The sequence below is a fragment of the Streptomyces sp. NPDC051740 genome (genome assembly GCF_044453165.1).
Lineage (GTDB): Bacteria > Actinomycetota > Actinomycetes > Streptomycetales > Streptomycetaceae > Streptomyces > Streptomyces atrovirens.
Window position 1 is genome coordinate 295,061 of record NZ_JBITCL010000008.1, and the last position, 21,923, is coordinate 316,983.

Annotated in this window: 17 protein-coding genes; 9 read left to right on the forward strand and 8 right to left on the reverse strand. The window is 70.6% G+C overall.

The annotated features are described in order from the left end of the window. Positions 1-55: 55 nt before the first annotated feature. Both ACIA6T_RS16695 and ACIA6T_RS16700 read right to left on the reverse strand, forming a co-directional pair. A complete protein-coding gene (locus tag ACIA6T_RS16695; RefSeq protein WP_399447207.1) occupies positions 56-874 on the reverse strand; it encodes an SAM-dependent methyltransferase in 819 nt (272 codons plus the stop codon). 111 nt (positions 875-985) lie between these two features. Further along, positions 986-1,606, reverse strand: a complete 621-nt coding sequence (locus ACIA6T_RS16700; protein ID WP_399447208.1) for a TetR/AcrR family transcriptional regulator C-terminal ligand-binding domain-containing protein — start codon at positions 1,604-1,606, stop codon at positions 986-988. 235 nt (positions 1,607-1,841) lie between these two features. On the opposite strand from ACIA6T_RS16700, the gene ACIA6T_RS16705 reads away from it, so the two are divergent. The 4 genes from ACIA6T_RS16705 (at position 1,842) to ACIA6T_RS16720 (ending at position 6,162) form a co-directional block, all read left to right on the forward strand. Then, a complete protein-coding gene (locus ACIA6T_RS16705; RefSeq protein WP_399447209.1) occupies positions 1,842-2,819 on the forward strand; it encodes a tetratricopeptide repeat protein in 978 nt (325 codons plus the stop codon). 656 nt (positions 2,820-3,475) lie between these two features. After that, positions 3,476-4,120 carry a DUF6230 family protein gene (locus tag ACIA6T_RS16710; RefSeq protein ID WP_399447210.1) on the forward strand — a complete coding sequence of 215 codons (645 nt, stop codon included), beginning with the start codon at positions 3,476-3,478 and terminating at the stop codon, positions 4,118-4,120. Between the two features lie 190 nt (positions 4,121-4,310). After that, a complete protein-coding gene (locus ACIA6T_RS16715) occupies positions 4,311-4,886 on the forward strand; it encodes a DUF6114 domain-containing protein (protein WP_399447211.1) in 576 nt (191 codons plus the stop codon). Beyond that, positions 4,876-6,162: a hypothetical protein gene (locus tag ACIA6T_RS16720; RefSeq protein WP_399447212.1), complete on the forward strand. Its 1,287-nt coding sequence runs from the start codon at positions 4,876-4,878 to the stop codon at positions 6,160-6,162. Before ACIA6T_RS16715 ends, ACIA6T_RS16720 begins: the two co-directional genes overlap by 11 nt. A 100-nt stretch (positions 6,163-6,262) precedes the next feature. On the opposite strand, the gene pyk is transcribed toward ACIA6T_RS16720, so the two are convergent. From pyk to pta, 3 genes are all read right to left on the reverse strand, one after another. Continuing rightward, a complete protein-coding gene (gene pyk / locus ACIA6T_RS16725; protein ID WP_399447213.1) occupies positions 6,263-7,690 on the reverse strand; it encodes a pyruvate kinase in 1,428 nt (475 codons plus the stop codon). Between the two features lie 73 nt (positions 7,691-7,763). Then, positions 7,764-8,975, reverse strand: a complete 1,212-nt coding sequence (locus ACIA6T_RS16730; RefSeq protein WP_399447214.1) for an acetate kinase — start codon at positions 8,973-8,975, stop codon at positions 7,764-7,766. Beyond that, positions 8,972-11,062, reverse strand: a complete 2,091-nt coding sequence (pta, locus tag ACIA6T_RS16735) for a phosphate acetyltransferase (RefSeq protein WP_399447215.1) — start codon at positions 11,060-11,062, stop codon at positions 8,972-8,974. The genes ACIA6T_RS16730 and pta overlap by 4 nt, the downstream gene beginning before the upstream one ends. Before the next feature lie 203 nt (positions 11,063-11,265). Between pta and ACIA6T_RS16740 the strand changes: the two genes are divergently transcribed. The 3 genes from ACIA6T_RS16740 to ACIA6T_RS16750 all read left to right on the forward strand — a co-directional run bounded on the left by ACIA6T_RS16740 (position 11,266) and on the right by ACIA6T_RS16750 (position 16,189). Continuing rightward, positions 11,266-12,291 carry an ATP-dependent 6-phosphofructokinase gene (locus ACIA6T_RS16740; RefSeq protein WP_399447216.1) on the forward strand — a complete coding sequence of 342 codons (1,026 nt, stop codon included), beginning with the start codon at positions 11,266-11,268 and terminating at the stop codon, positions 12,289-12,291. 560 nt (positions 12,292-12,851) lie between these two features. Beyond that, positions 12,852-13,697: an endo alpha-1,4 polygalactosaminidase gene (locus tag ACIA6T_RS16745; RefSeq protein ID WP_399447217.1), complete on the forward strand. Its 846-nt coding sequence runs from the start codon at positions 12,852-12,854 to the stop codon at positions 13,695-13,697. Positions 13,698-13,885: 188 nt separating this feature from the next. Next, positions 13,886-16,189, forward strand: coding sequence for a peptidoglycan recognition protein (locus ACIA6T_RS16750; RefSeq protein WP_399447218.1), 2,304 nt, complete (start codon positions 13,886-13,888; stop codon positions 16,187-16,189). A gap of 79 nt (positions 16,190-16,268) precedes the next feature. Here ACIA6T_RS16750 and ACIA6T_RS16755 read toward each other — a convergent pair whose 3' ends face one another. Continuing rightward, positions 16,269-16,931: an XRE family transcriptional regulator gene (locus ACIA6T_RS16755; RefSeq protein ID WP_399447219.1), complete on the reverse strand. Its 663-nt coding sequence runs from the start codon at positions 16,929-16,931 to the stop codon at positions 16,269-16,271. A gap of 837 nt (positions 16,932-17,768) precedes the next feature. Between ACIA6T_RS16755 and ACIA6T_RS16760 the strand changes: the two genes are divergently transcribed. Continuing rightward, positions 17,769-18,041, forward strand: coding sequence for a hypothetical protein (locus ACIA6T_RS16760; RefSeq protein WP_399447220.1), 273 nt, complete (start codon positions 17,769-17,771; stop codon positions 18,039-18,041). A 225-nt stretch (positions 18,042-18,266) separates the two neighbouring features. Here ACIA6T_RS16760 and ACIA6T_RS16765 read toward each other — a convergent pair whose 3' ends face one another. Next, positions 18,267-20,384 (reverse strand): tetratricopeptide repeat protein, encoded by a 2,118-nt coding sequence (locus ACIA6T_RS16765; protein ID WP_399447221.1) that lies wholly within the window; start codon positions 20,382-20,384, stop codon positions 18,267-18,269. Continuing rightward, positions 20,344-21,204, reverse strand: coding sequence for a nucleosidase (locus ACIA6T_RS16770; RefSeq protein ID WP_399447222.1), 861 nt, complete (start codon positions 21,202-21,204; stop codon positions 20,344-20,346). Before ACIA6T_RS16770 ends, ACIA6T_RS16765 begins: the two co-directional genes overlap by 41 nt. A gap of 33 nt (positions 21,205-21,237) precedes the next feature. Here ACIA6T_RS16770 and ACIA6T_RS16775 point away from each other — a divergent pair, with 33 nt between their 5' ends. Beyond that, the gene (locus ACIA6T_RS16775) at positions 21,238-21,777 is read left to right on the forward strand and encodes a hypothetical protein (RefSeq protein WP_399447223.1); all 540 of its coding nucleotides are present in this window, start codon (positions 21,238-21,240) and stop codon (positions 21,775-21,777) included. Positions 21,778-21,923 lie beyond the last annotated feature (146 nt).

Below are 21,923 nucleotides of genomic sequence, written 5' to 3' on the forward strand. Positions count from 1 at the left end.
GATCCGGCGGCCGACGGAACTTGCTCGATATGAGTGGCCCCGCCGTGCGACCGTGTCACGGCTTGCGGGCCACCGCCCCGTACAGCGAGATCACCGCGTGCTCGTCGACCGTCTCCCCGACCGCGAGCTCGGGATGCCAGTCGGTCAGCTGGACCAGGCCCGGCTCCACCGGCTCCAGACCCTCGAAGAAGCGGGCGATCTCCGCGCGGCCGCGCGGTGCGAGCGTGACGCCGCCCGCCCTGTACATCTCGACCCCGCGGCCGACCGCCTCGGGGTCGAAGTCGGCGGTGAGCTGCGACAGGACCAGGTAGCTGCCGGAGGGCAGCGCCTCGACGAGCCGCGCCACCAGCCCGTACGGGTCGTCCTCGTCGCCGAGGAAGTGCGTCAGCGCGACCAGGGACAGCGCCACCGGCCGGCCGAAGTCCAACTTCTCGCGCGCCTGTTCCAGGATGCGGCCGGGATCGCGCACATCGGCCTGGACGTAGTCGGTGACGCCCTCGGGAGTGCTGCGCAGAAGAGCCTCGGCGTGCTTCAGCACGATGGGATCGTTGTCCGTGTAGACCACGCGGGACTCGGGCGCGATGCCCTGCGCCACCTGGTGCAGATTGGGCTCGGTGGGGATGCCGGTGCCGATGTCCAGGTACTGGCGGACGCCCGCCTCACCGGCCAGCCACCGGGTGACCCGCTGCATGAACCAGCGGTTGGTGCGGGCGACGTGCCGGGCCGTGCCGTCGACGCCCATGATCTGCCGGCCCAGCTCCTCGTCGACCGGGTAGTTGTCCTTGCCGCCGAGGAACCAGTCGTAGACCCGGGCCGGGTGCGGCCTGGAGGTGTCGATCCGTACGGCGGCGGGTTCGGTTCCGGTCCCGGTCATACGCGCCTCCCTGGCTGCTCGGTGTCCCGCACGTTCCGGTGCGGCGTGATCATCGATCCTCGCAGCGCGCCGGGGGCGGTGACAGGCGACTACCGGCCGACCGTGGCCGGTTCAGGGCCCCGCGGCGGCGAGGCCCGACAGCAGGACCCGGGTGAAGCCGTGCACCCATTGCTCGTCGGCCGGTTCCGCGCTCACCAGGGTGCGGTGCACCACCGCGCCGGCCACCATGTCGAAGATCAGGTCGACCGTGCGCTCCGCCTCCTGCGCGTCGGACTCGGGCGGCAGCTCGCCCCGCGCCTGCGCCCGCGCCCGGCCGGCGAGGACGAGACGCTTCTGGCGGTCCACGATCGAGGCGCGGATGCGTTCCCGCAGGGCCTCGTCCCTCGCCGCCTCCGCGACCACCGCCATCAGGCCGTTCCTGGCCTCCGGGCGGGCCAGGATCGCGGCGAACTGGAGCACGACGCCCTCGATGTCGGCGGCGAGCGAGCCGCGGTCGGGCAGGGTCAGCTCGTCGAAGAGTTCCGCGACGGCGTCCACGACCAGTTCGTTCTTGCCCGCCCAGCGCCGGTAGAGGGTGGTCTTGGCGACCCCGGCGCGGACCGCCACGTCTCCCAAGGTGAGCTTGGACCAGCCCAGTTCGACCAGGGCCGCACGGGTCGCGGCCAGGATCGCGGCGTCCGCGGCGGCACTGCGCGGGCGCCCGGTGCGACCGGCTGGGGTGCGGCTCTGCATGGCACGACGATAACGGCGGATTCCGTGCGGCCGTGCGTGAGGGAGATCACCGGGACGCCCTGTTCAGCGGGGACCGGTCGGTATTACGCTACGACCCGTAGCGAAAGCACGCGTGACCGGCGTGCCCGAGCGACGACCACCGGCGCGGGGTGGGGACCCGGCGTCAGCAGCACACGTATGCCTGGCTTTCCCGGGCGTTTTCACACACACGCGGAGTACGGGGGAGGATAGACGCATGCAGCCACGGAACATGTCCATGAGCGGAGTCGTCGACCTCGCCGCGGTGAAGGCGGCCCAGGAGGCCAAGGCGAAGGCGGAGCAGGCGCGCGCGGAAGCGGCCCGGCAGGGCGGCGGGGGCGCGATCTCCCCGGCCGACCTCATTATCGACGTCGACGAGGCCGGCTTCGAGCGCGACGTCCTGCAGCGGTCCACCGAGGTCCCGGTCGTCATCGACTTCTGGGCCGAGTGGTGCGAGCCCTGCAAGCAGCTGAGCCCGCTCCTTGAGCGGCTCACCGTCGAGTACAACGGGCGCGTCCTGCTCGCCAAGATCGACGTCGACGCCAACCAGATGCTGATGCAGCAGTTCGGGATCCAGGGGATCCCGGCGGTCTTCGCGGTGGTGGCCGGACAGGCGCTGCCGCTCTTCCAGGGGGCCGCGGGCGAGGCGCAGATCCGCCAGACCCTGGACCAGCTGGTGCAGGTCGGTGAGGAGCGCTTCGGCCTGACCGGCCTCGCCGTCGACCCCGACGCCGAGCCGGGCGGCGGCGCGCAGGCCGCTCCGGGCGAGGCCGTCGGTCCGTACGACGCCCTGCTGGAGGCCGCCGTCCAGGCGCTGGACAGCGGTGACCTCGGCGGTGCCGTCCAGGCGTACAGGAACGTGCTCGCCGACGACCCGACCAACCCCGAGGCCACGCTGGGTCTCGCCCAGGCCGAACTGCTCAAGCGGGTGCAGGAGATGGACCCCCAGCAGGTGCGCAAGGAGGCCGCCGAGAAGCCGGGGGACGCCGAGGCGCAGATCGCCGCCGCCGACCTGGACCTGGCGGGAGGCCATGTCGAGGACGCCTTCGGCCGGCTCATCGAGACGGTGGGGCGCACCGCGGGCGACGACCGCGAGACCGTACGGGTGCGGCTGCTGAAGCTGTTCGAGGTGGTCGGCGCCGACGACCCGCGGGTGGTCGCCGCGCGCCGGGCGCTGGCGCGGGCCCTGTTCTGAACCAGCCGGGCGTCGCCGCCCGATTCCGGCTGTTTTGCCGGGGGTTCGGGCGTGTGAGGTTCGAGTTGCCGAACGGATCACGGATGCCGGTGCGGCCGCGCTTTGCCAAAACTTGGTAATCGCGGCCGCTGTTACTGCGAGTAAGTCGCGGGCGTGGATCTGTCGGACTCCGTCCGTCAATCAACGGTTTTGTACGGCACTTGTGGTGAACCCAGTGTCGCCGTGCGGCGCCGTCGGGTCGTCGCGGGGTCACCCGGCCGTTACCAGCGAGTAACGAACCCCCTTGTGCCGACGGCGAGAATGGACCACGATCGGCGACGCTCGGTCCATTACCCGTATCCCGACAGCCGGTCGGGGCGCGGGAACTCCTGGGTCCCCACCGAGCAGAACCGGCGGCAGTGACGCCGGTTCTCGGACAGGGGGGTCTTCGCCCACCCGGTGAAGCCTGTCCAGCAGGGTTGTGCGTGATGCGTGTCAGGCGCGACCAGTGGTTGTCGCTCGGGGGTGATCGCCGGTGATCGGGCACGTCGTACGTGCCGTCGAGCTCGGGCGCTCTCCTTCCCGAGGACGTAGCACTTCTCCCATCCCTGCCCGGCCGGGCCGCCGTTCATGGCGACGGGCCGGGGCAGGAGATGTACGTCCGAGAAGGAGGAAATATGGAGTCCCAGGTGCGTGGCGGGACCAGATGGAAGCGGTTCGCTGTGGTCATGGTGCCCAGCGTGCTCGCGACGGCGGCGGTGGGTGTCGGCCTGGCGCAGGGCGCGCTCGCGGCGTCGTTCAGCGTGTCCGGCCAGCAGTTCAAGGTGACGGCCGGTCACCTGCACGGTGAGGGTTTCGCCCAGTACGGCGGTATCGACACCGTCTACACGTCGACCGACGGTGACAAGAAGACGCAGGTTCCGGTCGCCATCTCGTCGTTCACCGACGCGACGATCACCAAGATGTGCCAGTCGGTGGCGACGAAGATCCCGGTCATCAACAAGACGATCTACCTTCGTCTTGACGCGGGCAGGGACAAGGACAAGCCGGTCACGGCCAAGAACCTCTACATCGACGTCGCCCAGCTCGACGCCGATGCGACGTTCAACAACATCGACATCGGTGTTGCGGTCAAGGACAAGAGCCGCGGCCCCGCCGTCAAGGAGGGCGAGAGCGTGCTGCCGGGCGGCTTCGCCCAGCAGGCGGAGTCGGCCGACCTCTACGGCGTCGAGCAGACGGCGTGGGCGACCACGGCCGGCACGTTCACGCTGAACGGCCTGTCGATGCGTCTCGGCACGGACGCCAAGATGGAGTGCTACTAGACGGCTTCCGTCACCGGGGTGTCCCGGGGCGGCTGAGCTGCCCCGAGGGGCGGAGAAGCCATCGCTTCTCCGCCCCGCCGCCCGGCCGGTCCGCGCATGCCGGGCCACCCTCACAGACCCACACTTCCGGCTTCTCCACGCCTACGGCCGAGCCGGTACGTACTTCCACCGGACCCAGGGAGCTTTTTCCATGAGTGCCGAGACTCCGGTCCAGAGCACCGGGACCTTCACCCGGCTGCGTCTGCGATTCCGCGACTGGCGGGGCACCCGGCCGTTCTGGGCCGGTCTGTTCACGCTGCTGGGTGGCATCCCCATCGCGTACTTCCCCTACGCCACGCTCAAGCTGGGCCACATGTCGCTCGCCATGGCGACGACGGCCGGCGCGGGGTCGCTGATCATCGGCGTACTGCTGGTCACGCTGGGCCTGACCATGTGGTTCCAGTCCGCCACCCGGGTCTTCGCCGGTGTCGCGTCGATCCTGCTGGCCCTGGTGTCCCTGGTGGTCTCCAACATAGGCGGCTTCCTGATCGGCTTCCTGCTCGCGCTGGTCGGCGGGGCGCTCGCGCTCTCCTGGGCGCCGGGCGAGCCGCCGGTCGAGGCGGCGGGGGAGTACGACGGCGTCGACGCGCCCACGGGTGAGGCGGCGCCGGACGCCACGCCCCACGACCCCTCCGTGGCACCGCAGTTCCCGGCCGTTTCCTTCGAGAAGGGGGAAGACGGGGAGGCGGACGGCGTCCGGGCCGCAGGGGGGCACCGTGTCGGCTGACGAGGTGCGCGGACCGCGTCACGCGGCCCCGAAGAAGCCGCTGTTCACCAGGTTCCACGTGCCGAGCGGCAAGGCGATCGCCCTGGCGGCGATGCCCACGGCGGTCCTCATGGGGATGGGGTTCACGCCGACGCTGGCCCTCGCCGACGGCAACGACGGGACGCCGACGGCGAACAGCCTGACCGTCGACGAGTACCAGGCCTGCCTGGAGATCGTCGAGGACGCCGAGAAGGACGACGCCTCCGCGTCGCCCACACCGTTCGCGTCGGCGAGCGGGAGCGCGTCCGCGGACGAGGAGCCCTCGGCGGGGACCTCCGGCGAGCAGAAGGCCCCCGAGGCGGACAAGGACACGGACAAGGACACGTCCTCTTCGTCGGATTCAGGTTCCGACGACAAGGACGAACCGGCGCCCGCCCCCTCGGCCTCCGCCGCCGAGGACACGGCCGAGCCCGAGCCGGAGCCCTCGGAGACCGACCGCAACCTCCTGGAGGACCTCGGAGACGCCCTCAAGGACGTCTTCACCCCGAAGGAGGCCGAGGCGAGCCCCGCCCCGTCCGCCTCCGCCACGGAGGACGACACGGCCGGGGACGCGGCCGAAACCGCCGAGGAGACCACCGAGAAGGTCACCGAGAAGGTCACCGAAGCGGCGAAGGACACCGCCGAGGACACCGGCGACAAGGCCTCGGAGACCGCCGAGGACACCGAGGAGACGGCCGAGGAAGCCACCGAAGAGGCCACCGGGACCCCCGAGACCCCCGCCTCCCCCAGCCCCTCCGAGTCGGCCATGGTCGACCCCGAGGACTGCCCGGTCGCCACCGACGCCGAGGGCGGCGTCGACAACGAGCTCCTGCTGCCCGACGACCCCTGGACCCTCAACGCCAGCTCGCTGACGCTGAAGGGCGCCTCGTACAAGGGCATCGTCGAGGTGCGGACGGCGAGCGGCGCCACCAAGAGGGTGCTGAAGTACGTCATCTCCGACGGCACCGACATCGGGGACCTGCACCAGACGGTCAAGGACGAGCAGTCCGGCGCGACCCACCACGTGCGGGCGGCCAAGGGGTCGACGTCCACGATCCGCGACGGCGACACCGTGATGTACACCGAGAGCATCTCCGGCAACCTGCTCGGCCTGATCCCGATCACGTTCGACCCGGAGCACCCGCCCCCGCTGGACATCCCGCTGATTTACTTCACCAAGGTGACGGTGAAGCAGGCCGGCCAGTTCGGCGGCACCCTGCACGTCCCCGGGCTCCAGCAGTACATCACCACCGGCTGAACGCCACCAGGACCCCCGGGAGCCGCAACACACAACACACCGAGGGCGTCCCCCGTGAGACCACGGGGGACGCCCTCGGTGCCGTACAGGCCCCTCACGGTCAGCCGGTCGTGCCGCCCAGGTGGTGGACGCGGACCATGTTGGTGGTGCCGGGGACGCCGGGGGGCGAGCCGGCCGTGATGATCACGGTGTCGCCCTCGCTGAAGCGGTGCAGCTTGAGCAGCTCCTGCTCCACCAGCTCGACCATCTCGTCGGTGCTGTTCACGAACGGCGCGACGTACGGCTCCACGCCCCAGCTGAGCGCGAGCTGGTTGCGGGTGGACTCGTCCGTGGTGAACGCCAGGATCGGCTGGGTGGCGCGGTAGCGGCTCAGCCGCCGGGCCGTGTCGCCGGACTGGGTGAAGGCCACCAGGCCCTTGCCGCCGAGGAAGTCGGCGATCTCGCAGGCGGCGCGGGCCACCGAACCGCCCTGGGTGCGCGGCTTCTTGCCCGGCACCAGCGGCTGCAGGCCCTTGGAGAGCAGCTCCTGCTCGGCCGCCTGGACGATCTTCGACATCGTCCGCACGGTCTCGATCGGGTACGCGCCCACGCTCGACTCGGCCGACAGCATGACCGCGTCGGCGCCGTCCAGGATCGCGTTGGCCACGTCGGAGGCCTCGGCGCGGGTCGGACGGGAGTTGGTGATCATCGACTCCATCATCTGGGTCGCCACGATCACCGGCTTGGCGTTGCGCCGGCAGAGCTCGATCAGGCGCTTCTGCACCATGGGGACCTTCTCGAGCGGGTACTCGACGGCCAGGTCGCCGCGCGCGACCATGACGGCGTCGAAGGCCGCCACGACGCCCTCCATGTTCTCCACCGCCTGCGGCTTCTCCACCTTGGCGATGACGGGGACCCGGCGGCCCTCCTCGTCCATCACGCGGTGGACGTCGGCGACGTCCTTGGCGTCCCGCACGAAGGACAGGGCGACCAGGTCGCAGCCCATCCGCAGGGCGAACCGCAGGTCCTCGATGTCCTTCTCGGACAGCGCGGGCACGTTCACCGCCGTGCCGGGCAGGTTGATGCCCTTGTGGTCGGAGATGACACCGCCCTCGATGACGATCGACTTCACGCGGGGGCCGTCGACCTCGGTGACCTTCAGCTCGACGTTGCCGTCGTTGATCAGGATCTGGTCGCCCTTGGCCACGTCACCGGGCAGGCCCTTGTAGGTCGTTCCGCAGATCGTCTTGTCGCCCGGGACGTCCTCGGTGGTGATGGTGAACTCGTCACCGCGGACCAGCTCGACGGGACCCTCGGCGAAGGTCTCCAGGCGGATCTTCGGGCCCTGGAGGTCGGCGAGGACACCGATGGCCCTGCCCGTCTCCTTGGCGGCGGCACGGACCCGGTCGTACCGGCCCTGGTGCTCGGCGTGCGAGCCGTGGCTGAAGTTGAAGCGGGCCACGTTCATGCCGGCTTCGATCAGAGCGACGAGCTGCTCGTGGGAGTCGACCGCGGGGCCGAGAGTACAGACGATTTTCGAACGGCGCATGGGGCGATCCTATCGGTTTGTTTCGCTACGGAATATTCCGTCTGGCGGAAGATACAAATGAGGAAGTCCCTGCTCAGTTGTTCTTTCCGACCAGTGCGTATGTCTGCTGAGCGATCTCCATTTCCTCGTCCGTCGGTACCACCGCGACCGCGACCCGCGCGCCCTCGGGCGAGATCAGCCGCGGCCCGCCGCCGCGTACGGCGTTGCGCCCGCCGTCCACCGCCAGGCCCAGCCCCTCCAGGCCCGCCACGGCCGCCTCCCGCACCGGAGCGGCGTTCTCGCCGACCCCGGCGGTGAAGGCCACCGCGTCCACCCGTCCGAGAACGGCGTAATAGGCGCCGATGTACTTCTTCAGACGGTGAATGTAGATGTCGAACGCCAGCTTCGCCTGTTCGTCGCCCTCGTCGATCCGGCGCCGGATCTCCCTCATGTCGTTGTCACCGCAGAGTCCGACCAGACCGCTCTTCTTGTTGAGGAGAGTGTCGATCTCGTCGGCGGACATTCCGCCAACACGCATCAAATGGAAGATGACGGCCGGGTCCATGTCTCCGGACCGCGTACCCATCACGAGCCCCTCCAAGGGCGTCAGCCCCATGGAGGTGTCCACGCACCTCCCGCCCCGTACAGCCGAGGCGGACGCCCCGTTGCCCAGGTGCAGCACGATGACGTTCACCTCCCCGGGCTCCTTGCCCAGCAGCTCGGCCGTCGCCCGCGAGACGTACGCGTGCGAGGTGCCGTGGAAGCCGTAGCGGCGGATGCGGTGCGCGTCGGCGGTCTCGACGTCGATCGCGTAGCGGGCGGCCGACTCGGGCATCGTGGTGTGGAAGGCGGTGTCGAAGACGGCGACCTGCGGCAGGTCCGGGCGCAGCGTCATGGCGGTGCGGATGCCGGTGAGGTTGGCCGGGTTGTGCAGCGGGGCGACCGGGATCAGCCGCTCGATCTCGGCCAGCACCCGGTCGTCGATCACCGTCGGCTCGGTGAAGTGCTTCCCGCCGTGCACCACCCGGTGGCCGATCGCGGTCAGCTCGGGGGAGTCGAGTCCGAGCCCGTCGGCGGCCAGCTCCTCGGCCATCGCCTTCAGCGCGGCACCGTGGTCGACGACCTGGCCGGTCCGCTCCCGGGTCCCGCCGCCCGCCGCGAGCGGGGTGTGCCGGACGAGGGAGGTCCGCTCACCGATCCGCTCGACCAGCCCGGCGGCCAGCCGGCTGCTGTCGCGCATGTCCAGCAGCTGGTACTTCACCGACGAGGAGCCGGAGTTGAGGACGAGGACACGCGTGGAGCTCACTGGGCGGTCGCCTTCTCGGTCGGGGACTGGGCCTGGATCGCCGTGATGGCGACGGTGTTGACGATGTCCTGGACGAGGGCGCCCCGGGACAGGTCGTTGACCGGCTTGCGCAGACCCTGGAGCACCGGCCCGACGGCGATGGCGCCGGCCGAGCGCTGCACGGCCTTGTAGGTGTTGTTGCCGGTGTTCAGGTCGGGGAAGATCAGCACCGTCGCCTGCCCGGCCACCTCCGAGCCGGGCAGCTTGGTCGCCGCGACCGACGGCTCCACGGCGGCGTCGTACTGGATGGGCCCCTCGATCCGCAGATCGGGCCGGCGCGAGCGCACCAGCTCGGTGGCGGCGCGCACCTTGTCGACGTCGGCGCCCGTACCGGACGTACCGGTCGAGTACGACAGCATCGCGATCCGCGGTTCCACCCCGAAACGCGCCGCCGTGACCGCCGACTGCACGGCGATGTCGGCGAGCTGCTCGGCGTCCGGGTCCGGGTTGACCGCGCAGTCGCCGTAGACCAGCACCTTGTCGGCCAGGCACATGAAGAAGACGGACGAGACGATGCCCGCGTCCGGCTCGGTCTTGATGATCTCGAAGGCCGGCCGGATCGTCGCGGCCGTGGAGTGCACCGAGCCCGACACCATGCCGTCGGCAAGCCCCTCCTGCACCATCAGCGTGCCGAAGTAGTTCACGTCGGAGACGACGTCGTAGGCCAGCTCCACGGTGACGCCCCGGTGGGCGCGCAGGGCGGCGTACTGCTCGGCGAAGGAGTCCCGCAGCTCGGAGGTGGCCGGGTCGATCAGCCGGCTGTCACCGAGGTCGATGCCCAGGTCGGCGGCCTTCTTGCGGATCTGGTCGACGTCGCCGAGCAGGGTCAGCTCGCACACGCCCCGGCGCAGCAGCACCTCCGCCGCGTGCAGCACCCGCTCCTCGGTGCCCTCGGGGAGCACGACCCGGCGCAGGTCGGAACGGGCCTGTTCCAGCAGCTTGTGCTCGAACATCATCGGGGTCACGCGGTCGCTGCTGGGCGCGGAGACCCGCTTGGTGAGGTCCGCGGTGTCGGCGTACCGCTCGAACAGGCCGAGCGCCCGCTCCGCCTTGCGCGGGGTGGCCGCGTTCAGCTTGCCCTCCAGGGAGAAGAGCTGCTCGGCGGTGGGGAAGCTGTTGCTCGGCACCGACAGCACCGGCGTGCCGGGGGCGAGCCGGTCGGCGAGGGTGAGGATGCGCTCGCCGGGCACCTCGTCCAGGGTCAGCAGCACCCCGGCGATCGGTGGGGTGCCGGCGCTGTGCGCGGCCAGCGAACCGACGACCAGGTCGGCGCGGTCGCCCGGCGTGACGACCAGGCAGCCCGGGGTCAGGGCGGCGAGGAGGTTCGGCAGCATCGCGCCGCCGAACACGAAGTCCAGGGCGTCGCGGGCGAGCCCCGAGTCGTCGCCGAGCACCACCTTCGCACCGAGGGCGTGGACGATCTGGGAGACGGTCGGGGCGGACAGCGCCGGCTCGTCGGGCAGCACGTAGCAGGGCACCGGGAGCCGGGTGGCGAGCCGCTCGGCGAGCTCGTCGCGGTCCTCGCGGGCGACCCGGTTGACCACCATGGCGAGCACGTCGCAGCCCAGGGTGTCGTAGGCGCGGTAGGCGTTGCGGGTCTCGGCGCGCACCGCCTCGGCGGCCTGCTTGCGGCCGCCGACGACCGGGATCACGGAGGCGCCGAACTCGTTGGCGAGCCGGGCGTTCAGGCTCAGCTCGTCCGGGAGCTGGGTGTCGGCGTAGTCGGTGCCGAGGACGAGGACGACGTCGTAGTCGCGGGCGACCCGGTGGAACCGTTCGACGAGGGTCGACACCAGCTCGTCCGTGCCCTGCTCGGCCTGGAGGGCGGACGCATCGTGGTAGTCGAGGCCGTAGACGGTCGACGGGTCCTGGGTGAGCCGGTACCGGGCGCGCAGCAGTTCGAAGAGGCGGTCGGGCCCGTCGTGCACCAGGGGGCGGAAGACGCCCACCCGGTCGACCTGCCTGGTCAGGAGCTCCATGACCCCGAGTTCGACGACCTGGCGGCCGTCGCCGCGGTCGATACCGGTCACGTACACGCTGCGGGTCACGCGCGCTCTCCGTTTCGTCGAGGGCCGCAAGGGTCTTCGGCGGGGTCGCAAAAAATCGCCCACCCAGGTGAGCGGACCCCTCTTGACAATACCTCCGGTGCTGGCTAGGGCGCTCACCCGTACGGCGTCGGCGGCGCCCGGGGGGACGTGAAACAATCGGGACTGGCTCACCGGTATCGACAGCGACCAGGAGACTCAGCACGATGCGCATAGGAGTACTCACCGCAGGCGGCGACTGCCCTGGACTGAACGCAGTGATCCGGTCGGTCGTGCACCGGGCGGTCGACAACTACGGCGACGAGGTCATCGGCTTCGAGGACGGCTACTCCGGTCTGCTGGACGGCAGCTACCGGCCCCTCGACCTCAACGCGGTCAGCGGCATCCTGGCCCGGGGCGGCACCATACTGGGCTCCTCCCGGCTGGAGCGCGACCGCCTCCGCGAGGCCTGCGAGAACGCCTCCGACATGATCCGCGACTTCGGCATCGACGCGCTGATCCCGATCGGCGGCGAGGGCACGCTCACCGCGGCCCGCATGCTGTCCGACGCGGGTCTGCCCGTGGTCGGCGTCCCGAAGACGATCGACAACGACATCTCCTCCACCGACCGCACCTTCGGCTTCGACACGGCGGTCGGCGTCGCCACGGAGGCGATGGACCGCCTCAAGACCACCGCCGAGTCGCACCAGCGCGTGATGGTCGTCGAGGTCATGGGCCGGCACGCGGGCTGGATCGCCCTGGAGTCCGGCATGGCGGCCGGCGCCCACGGCATCTGCCTGCCCGAGCGCCCCTTCGACCCGGCCCAGTTGGCCAAGATGGTGGAGGAACGCTTCGCCCGCGGCAAGAAGTTCGCGGTGATCTGCGTCGCCGAGGGCGCGCACCCGGCCGACGGCACCATGGACTACGGCAAGGGCGAGATCGACAAGTTCGGCCACGAGCGCTTCCAGGGCATCGGCACGGCCCTGGCGTACGAGCTGGAGCGCCGGCTCGGCAAGGAGTCCAAGCCGGTCATCCTCGGCCACGTCCAGCGCGGCGGCACCCCGACGGCGTACGACCGTGTCCTCGCCACCCGCTTCGGCTGGCACGCGGTGGAGGCGGCGCACCGGGGCGAGTTCGGCAAGATGACGTCCCTGCGGGGGACCGACATCGTGATGGTGCCGCTGGCGGAGGCGGTCACCGAGCTGAAGACGGTCCCGAAGGACCGGATGGACGAGGCGGAGTCGGTCTTCTAGAGGACTCATGAAGATCTTGGGGTTCCGGCCCCGCCGCGTGGGGCGGCGGGGCCGGACTCTTCGTTGTGGTGACGGGGGAAGGGGCCGGGGGGACGGTCGGGCCGAATGTCATGTACCTGTTAGTGAACGGGCGGCCGGGCATGCCCCCGCAGATCCTGGCCGCCGGCCTCGGAACGGCCCGGACGCGAGCACCCGGTGAGGCCGGGCAGCGGCCGTCCCACGGCAACGGGACGGGGACCGCGGCCCGTCACCGCCGGGGCTCATCGAGGTGGAGCGGCTCCGCATCCGCGCCACCCGTGTTCGGGACCGGGCGCCGAGGCCCGCGTGCCGCTGGGGACTCCCGACGGACACGAACCGGCCCCGGTGGCTGCCGGTGTCCGGCCACCCGGCTGGACGTGCGGTTTCGTGATCGTCTAGCTTTCCGAGTGGCTGACGGCGAGCCTTTGGCCCACGGACACGCCCAGCCGGTGGAGCCGCTCCACCACGGCAAGCCCGCCCCCGAGTCGCCATTCCGCCGCCAGGTCCGGGGCGGGAGTGTTCCCCCACGGAGCCCGTCAGCCATGCGCACCAGCCGGCCCCCCGCCCGCCGCCTCCCGTCGCCGCTCGCGGTAGCGGCCGTTCTCCTCCCCTTCCTGGTCACGGCGTGCACGGGCGGCGCCCCCGGCGACGGCCAGGGCGCGGGCAAGCCCGTCCTGCCGCCTGTGCACGCCGGATTCGACTACCAGCTCGGCGGCGCCTACGCACCGCCGGACGGGGTGGACATCGTTGCCCGCGACCACACGGCGTCCCCCGCGCCCGGCGCCTACAACATCTGCTACGTCAACGCCTTCCAGGCCCAGCCCGGGGAGGACAAGAGCTGGGACCCCGACCTCCTGTTGCGCGACGGCGCCGACAGAGTGGTCATGGACGAGGAGTGGGGCGAGGCGATGCTCGACATCAGCACCGCCGCCAAGCGTGAACGGATCGCCGAGAAGGTGAACGGCTGGATCGACCAGTGCGCGTCCAAGGGGTTCCAGGCCGTCGAGCCCGACAACTACGACAGCTACACGCGGGCCCCGGGCAACCTGCTGAGCGCGGACGACGCCAAGGCCTTCCTCACGCTGCTCGCCTCGCACGCGCACGAGAAGGGCCTGGCCATCGGCCAGAAGAACACCGCCGAACTGGCCCCGGCGCGCAAGGAGGTGGGTCTCGACTTCGCCGTGGTGGAGGAGTGCGGGATGTACGAGGAGTGCGGTGACTACGTCAGCGCGTTCGGCCCCCACGTCGTGGTCGTCGAGTACAGCGAGCGAGGGCTGCGAGCGGCCTGCGACGGCTGGGGCGACGACATCGGCGTCGTCCGCCGTGACCTGGACCTCGTGACGAAGGGGAGTCCCGGCTACGTGCGGGAGACCTGCGCGGACGGATGAGAAGCGCGACGGGGGCGGCAAGCCGTCGGACCGGCCCCGCGTGACCGGTTTCCGATCTTCTTGCCCCAGGGCGTCAACACTGTCGTACAACCTTCACCCCTTCGTGTGAGTCTCCTGCGTGACGCCAGTCCGGGCGGCGGATTTCCCGCTCCGTTCCTCCCTCACGCAGAAGGACCTCGCGAACCGACATGCGCACACCACGGCATTTCTGGAAGGCGTCCGCGGTCGTCGCGGCCGGCCTGTCCGGGGCACTCGTCCTTCAGGCCATGACGGGACAGGAGAGCGGCGGCTCCCACGCCGGCGGTGCGCCGGGGCCCGTCACCAGCAAGGCGGAGACCACCGCGCTGCGGGTCTCCGGGGACGGGACCTCCGCCGCCCTGGGCAAGCGGGACACCGGGCCGTTCAGCATGCTCGGTGTGACCTGGTCCGACCCGTCCGCCCGCGTCGGCGGCACGGTCGAGGTCCGCACCCGGGCCGCCGGTACGCGGAACTGGTCGCGGTGGCTGACGCTGGACGGCGACAGCGGCCAGGGGGAGAGCGGCGCCGCGCGCGGCGGTACCGAGCCGGCGTGGGTGGGCCCGTCCGACGGCGTCGAGGCGCGGGTCGACGGAAAGGACTCGGCCAGGCTGCCGAAGGGCCTGCGACTGGACATGGTCGACCCCGGCAGCGGCGAGGTCACCGCGCTGGAGCCGGCGGCGTACGTGGCCGAAGGGGCCGAGGAGAGCGAGGAGCCCATCCCCTCGACCACCGAGCCGGACACCGGCACCGGCACCGAGCCGCAGCCGGACGCCACCCTCCCGGAGACCCCCGCCTCCGAGACGCCGCCCGAGCCGTCCCCCTCCGAGCCCTCGGCACCGGAGCCCTCGGTGACCGAGCCGTCGGCCCCCGTCACGCCGTCCGCCCCGGACACCTCCTCGCCCACCGCCTCCCCCAGCCCTTCGGTGAGCGTCCCGCCCGCGCCGCCGTCCACCGCGCCGCGCCCGCAGATCACCTCCCGCGCCGCCTGGGGCGCGGACGAGTCGATCAGCCCGGAGGAGCCGAGCTACCTGCCCGACGGGAAGGTCAAGGCGGTCGTGGCGCACCACACCGCCGAGTCCAACGACTACACCTGCGCCCAGGGCCCGGCCGTGGTGCGCGGCATCTACGCGTACCACGTGAAGCAGCTGGGCTGGAAGGACGTGGGCTACAACTTCCTGGTCGACAAGTGCGGCACGGTCTACGAGGGCCGCAAGGGCGGAGTCGACCGGCCGGTGACGGGCGCCCACGCCTACGGCTTCAACAGCGAGACCACCGGCATATCCGTGCTGGGCACCTACACCTCCACCGCGCCCTCCACGGCCGCCATGACCTCCGTCGCCCGGATCGCCGCGTGGAAGCTCGGCCAGTACGGTGTCGCCCCCACCGGCACCGCCACCCTCACCGCGGGCGACAGCGGGCGCAGCTACACCGGGAAGACCTGGGCCAAGGGCGACCGACTGACCCTGCCCGCGATCCACGGCCACCGCGACGGCTACAACACCCAGTGCCCCGGCGACGCCTTCTACAACAAGCTCGCCACCGTCCGCACCTGGGCGGGCGGTCCGGTCTCCGGCCTCACCCTGAAGTCCGTCACCGGCAACAGCACCTCCGGCTCCACCACCTACACCAAGGCCGGCATCACGGTGAACTGGTCGGCCACCACCCCGGCCGCGCTCATCTCGAAGTACGAACTCCTGGCGGACGGCAAGACCGTGGCCACCACCGCCGGCACCGCCACCTCCGCCACGGCCACCCTGGCCGCCGGCACCCACCAGGTGGCCGTCCGCGCCGTCCACCAGTCGGGCAGGACGACCATCACGGCGGCCGCGACCGTCGTCGCCGAGACCACCGCCCCCACCTTCACCACCAAGCCGAACCTGGCCCTGCGCACCGGCACCGTCAACACCGCCGCCGTTCCGCTGACACTGAAGTGGAAGGCCACCGACGGCGCCGCGCTGAAGGAGGTCCGGCTCACCGCCCCGACCGCCAAGACCTACGGACCCACGACCACCAGCGCCAGCCACACCGCCAAGTCCGGCGCCGCCACCACCTGGTCGCTGAAGGCCTACGACCGGGCCGGCAACACCGCCACCGCCTCGGTCGCCGGCACCCCGGTCATCCTCCAGGAGAGCTCCGCCACCAAGTCCGGCACCTGGACGACCAAGTCCTCCTCCAGCTACCTCGGCGGCAAGTCGTACTCCAGCTCCTCCAAGAACGCCTCGCTGAGCTGGACCTTCACCGGCCGGTCCGTCGCCTGGACCGTCTCCCGCGCCACCACCTCCGGCCAGGCCCACATCTACGTGGACGGCGCCAAGACCGCCACCGTGGACCTGAAGTCGTCCACCACCAAGTACCGCGACGCGATCTGGACCAAGACCTGGAGCGGCAGCGCCAAGCACACGATCAAGATCGTCGTCGTTGGCACCAGCGGCCGTCCGGCCATCACCACGGACGGCGTCGTCTACCTCAAGTAGCGGGCCCTCCGCCCTCGGCGGACCACGACGGCCCGGGGCCGACCGCGCACACGCGGTCGGCCCCGGGCCGTTCTGCGCCCTAGCCCTGAGAACCCATCGGGATTCCTCTCGACCACAACTCTTCGGCATGGTCGGTGAACCGGGCGAACATTCCGGTGCCGCCGAGCTTCCGCAGGTACAGCAGAGGCGAGTCGTGCCCGACCAGGCGGGCCAGATGAGGCGTGACGAGCGCCTCGTCGTCGAAACGGAAGACCGACAGTGAGACGTGACTGGTCGCGTCGCTCGCCGCGGAGAAACGTGCTTCCAGACCCTCGTGCGTACCGAGTTTGCTCAGGTGCTCAAGAGTGATCCGGATGCGCGTGGAAACGGTGAGGGCCACGTCTTCGATCTGCTCGCGGTTGCGCGTTGTCTCGCCGTCAGGGTCGCCCAGTAGGAAACGCACGCGGCACCCACCGTCGAGTTTCCGGCGCAGGGTCGACACGAACGCGGGCTGGTCGATCCAGAGGAAGTAGTTCGTGTACCCCGCGAAGAGGATGTCCGTCGTGGACTTCTCGACGAGTTCGGCCCAGACCGTCGAGGGACAGGAGGACCGGTAGGGGTAGGAATGGATGATCTCGCGGTCCCCACCGGACTTGATTCGGTCCTTCACCGCTTTCGGCCACAGCATCTCTTCGTCAACTCCCAGCATTCTGCAGGCGTCTTCCCGGTTTCTGGCGTGCGGGATCAATTCAGCGTCCGCCACCCACCGTTCCACTGTCTTGTCGGAGACGCCTACCCGTACCGCCAACTGCCTGGGCGACAGGTTGGCCGACCGCATAGCCGATCTCAGTGCGCTGTTCAATACTTCCCCCGAGGACGTTTGGGCGTTTTTTCACGTTACCGCTGAAACGTCCCAAGCGTCGCCGGAACTGCACCGAAAGCTCCTTGAGGGTGCGTCAGCCTGGTGAGACGCAAGGACCCCGGCGACCGCGCGAACGGCCCCGGGGCGTGGCCAACGCTTACGAGGAGCGTCGACAACCCATGCTTATCACGCAGCTGCTCGACTGGCTGAGGGCGGTCCTGTTCGGACCGCGTACCCCTGGCAGGCACAGCCGACACGCAGCGACCGCCGTAGCACCTCGAAGGGTGCAGTTCCCTCCAGCACCATGTGTTTTTGGTGCCCGGCTGGTCACTGTGCACCGGCTTCGTACGAAAGGGTGCCCGACGCCTCCGCGGACGCGGTTGCTCCGCGATGGGGAGGCGGAAGAAGCCTGGGAGCCGACAGGCGCGCTCGTCCGACCCTACGTGGCACATCTGGGCGCCTTGCCCAGGGCCAACCGTACGGACGCTCAGGCATGGGCGGGGCCCTGGGTGAATTCCTGGGGGGATGCCCGGTGACGATGACCATTGAGGTCTACCGGATCAACCCGCGGACAGGTGTCCGCACCCAGGTACGGCCGTTGTGGACCGTCAAGCCTGCCGACGTACCGGAACTCTTCGACAGGTTCCCGCCCTGCGCCTGCCCACGTTGCCGGACGAGGACGGATGCGAGGCTGCGCGCCCGGGTGGCGGAAGTGAACAGGCGGAGCCGGGGGGAAGTGTGACGCGTTCGATCGTCAAAGCGGCTGAATGGGCGCTGGGGACGGAAGTCGGCGAGGGTGATCCGCAGGCCGTCTATTCCGCCCTGTGTATGACGTGCGGGGCAGAGGCGCCGGCGTCGGACGACTCCCCTGAGCATGTGGAGATCTGGGCGCTGAAACACACGGGCCTGAATCCGGCCCATCGGCAGTACAAGGCCATGGTCGAGACCTATTGGCGGGTGACTCCGGCGGAGGGCAACCCCTACCGGGAGCTTGACGCCCAAGGCGCCTGAGCGCGCTCCTGCACCACACCGGACGGCTGCCGTTTCCCGGGCACTGTGAGGCACAAGGGCAGCAACGTGTGACCCCCGTCCGGCTTCCCCCGACGGGACGGGTAATGCCCCCGACTGCGGGTACCTCTTCCGCGGTCGGGGGCCGCTCCTCCATATGCGGTGTGTGACCAGTTCTTCAGCGCGGCCGAGTACACCCGGAAGCATGCGGGGGTGGGCCCGGGAGAGCTATTCCGTTTGCCCGGCGGCGTAGGCACGGGCCTGGGCGGCTTCGGTGAGGGCGTTGGCGCGGGTGTAGGCGTCGGCGGCCTGGAGGTAGGCGGCGCGGGCCTCGGCAGGGTGAGGGGCGGCTTCGTGGACAAGGGCCAGGTTTGCGAGGGTCCGCCCCTCGCCGTACCAGTCCTCGAATTCTCGGCAGATCTTCAGATCCTTGCCGTACGCCTTGATTGCCTCCTCCATCTGACCCGTCTCGTACAGGGCGCTGCCGAGGTTGTGCCATGCCCTGCCTTCTCCGTGGCGGTCTCCCGCAGCCTGGTATAGGTCGCGGGCTCGACTGTGGGCGTCGATCGCTTCCCTCGCCCGGCCCACAGCCCCCAGGGCGACACCGAGGTTGTCCCACGCAATGGCCTCGCCAACATCGTCCCCGGTGGCTTGGCACAGGTTGCGAGCCCGGGTGTGGGTGTCGATCGCCTCCTTTGCCCGGCCCGCCTCCTGTTGGGCGACGCCAAGGTTGCTCCATGCGCTGGCCTCACCGTGACAGTCGCCGACGGCCTGATATAGGTCGCGGGCCCGGGTGTGGGCGTCGATCGCCTCCTCTGCCCGGCCGGCCTCGCCCAGGGCGAGGCCGAGGTGGTCCCATGCGATAGCCTCGCCAGGCTGGTTCCCGGCAAGCTGTGCGGACTCGCGCGCCGCCTCCGCGACGGCGATCCAGTCGTCGAAATACCGCCGCCAGTCCAGATACTCCCCCAGACACAAAGCCAGCCGCACCGCCGCACCAGCAAATCGCTCCTCCCACCCCCACCCCACCGCCGCGACCAGACCTGCCCGCTCCGCGTCCAGCCACGCCAACGCCTGCCCCCGGTCCCCGAACCGCTCCGGTTCCTCCATCCCTGGCAGCCACCGCAACCGGTCATCAGCCGCGTCCGTCCATCGCAGGTAGAACTTCAGCACCCGCCCCCGCGCCGCATCCCCCTCCTCCCGCAACTTCGCATCCCCTGCCACCACACCCGCCCCGAACGCCCGCACCAAGTCATGCAGTTGCCACCGCATGGCGGAAGCCGTCCCGTTGCCGCCCTCCACTGGCGTGACGAAATGTCTGGCGGCCAAATCCTCCAGCAGTGACAGCACGGACTCGGTGTCAAGGCCGGCAAGAGCTGCGATCGCCTCCGTGCTGGTCTCCGCACCTGGTGCGAGGCAGAGCAGGCGCAGCAGTCGGGCCTGTTCGGGCGGCAACCGGCGATAGGAGGCTTCCAGCACAGGTCGCAGGACGAGTGAGCGTCCGTACAGGTCGGTTCCGGGACTGCCGTGGTCGAGGACGGTGGTCGCGTCCCCGGCTTCCCGGATCTCGGCCACCAGAGAGGCGATGTCCCGGTGGCGACGTCGACGCAACATGCCTGCCGCGATCTGGAGGGCCAGGGGCAGGTGCCCGCACAGGTCGGCCAGCTCGCGCAGCGCGCCGGGCTCACGTGCCGGGCGGTCGTCCCGTTCGTCGGTGTCGTGCAGGGCACGGGTCACGAGGGCGACGGAGTCGTTTGGGGCGAGGGTTTCCAGGTCGATCAGGCGTGCCGGAAGGGCGTCGGGGCGGTCCCGGGTGGTGATGAGCACTCGGTGGTGGTCCGTGCCGGGCAGGAGCGGCAGGTACTGGGCGGGATCCGAGGCGTTGTCCAGGATCAGCAACATCCTGTCCCGTCGCTCGGCGAGGAGCGCGCGGTACGTGTCGTACTGGCGGTCCGCCGTCGGCGGCAGGTCCCCGTCCCGTACGCCGAGGGCGTCGAGCAGGGACAGGACCGCCTGATCGGCCGTGACCGGGTCATCGTCGTACCCGCGCAGGTCCACGAAGAGCGTTCCACCCGGGAACCACCCCTTGCCACGGGCCCGGTGCGCCGTTTCAACTGCCAGGGCGGTCTTGCCTACGCCGCCCATGCCCGTGACGGCGAAGATGAGGAGCGGCAGCGCGGCCGTGTCGTCCTCGTCGGGGGAGAGGCGTGGGAGGAGGCGGTCCAGCTCCGCCGACCGGCCGGTGAAGCCCAGCGGGCGGGGCGGGAGGGTGGCGGTTGCTCGCGGGACAGGCCCGTGGACGGTCCCCCTACCGCTGCCCTCCGCTCTGCTTGCCGGTGACGGGGCCATGGAAGGTGCCACCCCGGAAGTCGATGTGGTCTCCGCCGTACGTCGCTCCGCCGTGCCCGTGCCGATGGGGACGCTCCTCGGAGTCGGAGGAACCCTCGCGGGGCCGGTGCTTGTGCAGCACCGCCACCGTCACCGACGCGGCCTGCTCGGCGGCGTGCTTCTGGGAACCCGAGGCGTCGGCCTTGTGTTTCCCGGCGTCGGCGCGGTCGCTGATGCCCCGGATCACCAGGGCGTTCACCTGGCCGTTCAGATGGGCCGCCTGGAGTGCGCCGGAGCCCTCCATCTCGATCGCGCCCGCGTCGTTGTAGTTCTTGCGGATGAACTGGGCGATCTCGGACTCGGCGTCCGCCAGGACGACGTCGCCCGTGGCGATCGGCAGGAAGTGCGCCCGTACGTCGGGCATGTCCCGCACGGCGGAACGGGCCGCCTGTTCGAGCGCGTGCGAGCCCGGCAGGGCGTTCGGCCGGACCAGGAAACCCTCCGGCGTCTGCTTGCCGCCGTGGATCTCGTACACCTTCGTGCCCACGACGACGTCGCCGATCCCGACGTCCTCCTTCAGACTGCCGGCGACGCCGACGAAGAACACGGCCTCGGGGCGCAGCCAGGTGATGAGCTGGGTGGTGAGGGCGGCGGCCCGCTCGGCGCCCATGCCCAGTTCGGCGAGGGCGACGTGCCAGGAGGTGCCGGGGAGCCGGCCCTTCTCGACCCGGGTCCCGTCGCGGTGCACCAGTTCCTCCCGCTCCTCGACGTGCGCGCGGACGGCGGTGTATTCGAGGGGGAGTGCGGTCAGGACCAGAACAGTGGACCGGGTCTCCTGCATAGTCCTAAGTTACAACCGGGGGAAGGGGATCGAGTGCCGGAACAGGACCTCACCGTCGGGCAGTTGCTGCTCGCCGAGTACCAGACCGTGAAGGACGAGCAGAAGGCGAGGATCGGGTTCCGGGACAACCTCCTCTATGTGACGCTGGCCGTAGTGGCCGCCGTCATCGCCGCCGCGGCCCAGGCGAAGCAACCCTCGATGCTCCTGGCGTTGCCACCGGTGTGTGTCGTCCTCGGGTGGACCTATCTCGTCAACGACGAGAAGATCTCGGCGATCGGCCGTTACGTCCGGGACGATCTGGGGCCCCGGTTGGCCGCCCTCGCGGCGCACGGGGGTGGTTTCACGACGTTCGGGTGGGAGGCGTACCACCGGAGCGACACCCGGCGCCGGTCCCGCAAGACGATCCAGACCGTGATCGACCTGACGGCGTTCTGCGCGGTACCGCTGGCCGCCCTGGTCGTGTTCTGGGCGAACGGCGACGGCGGCGGGCTGATGGTCACGCTGTCGGTGCTGGAGGCGCTCGCCGTGGCAGGGCTTGGCTCACAGGTCGTGTGGTACGCGAAGACAGCATGAACACCGCCTCCCCGCACTACCTTTGACGTACGGTCACGAGTTGTCGACGGGGGCGGGTACGGGGTATGGAAGCGGCACTGCTGGCAGCCCTGGCCGAGGGCGCGGGCGGGGACGGTGGACGCCGGGCGGTGGAGAGGCTGGCGCGG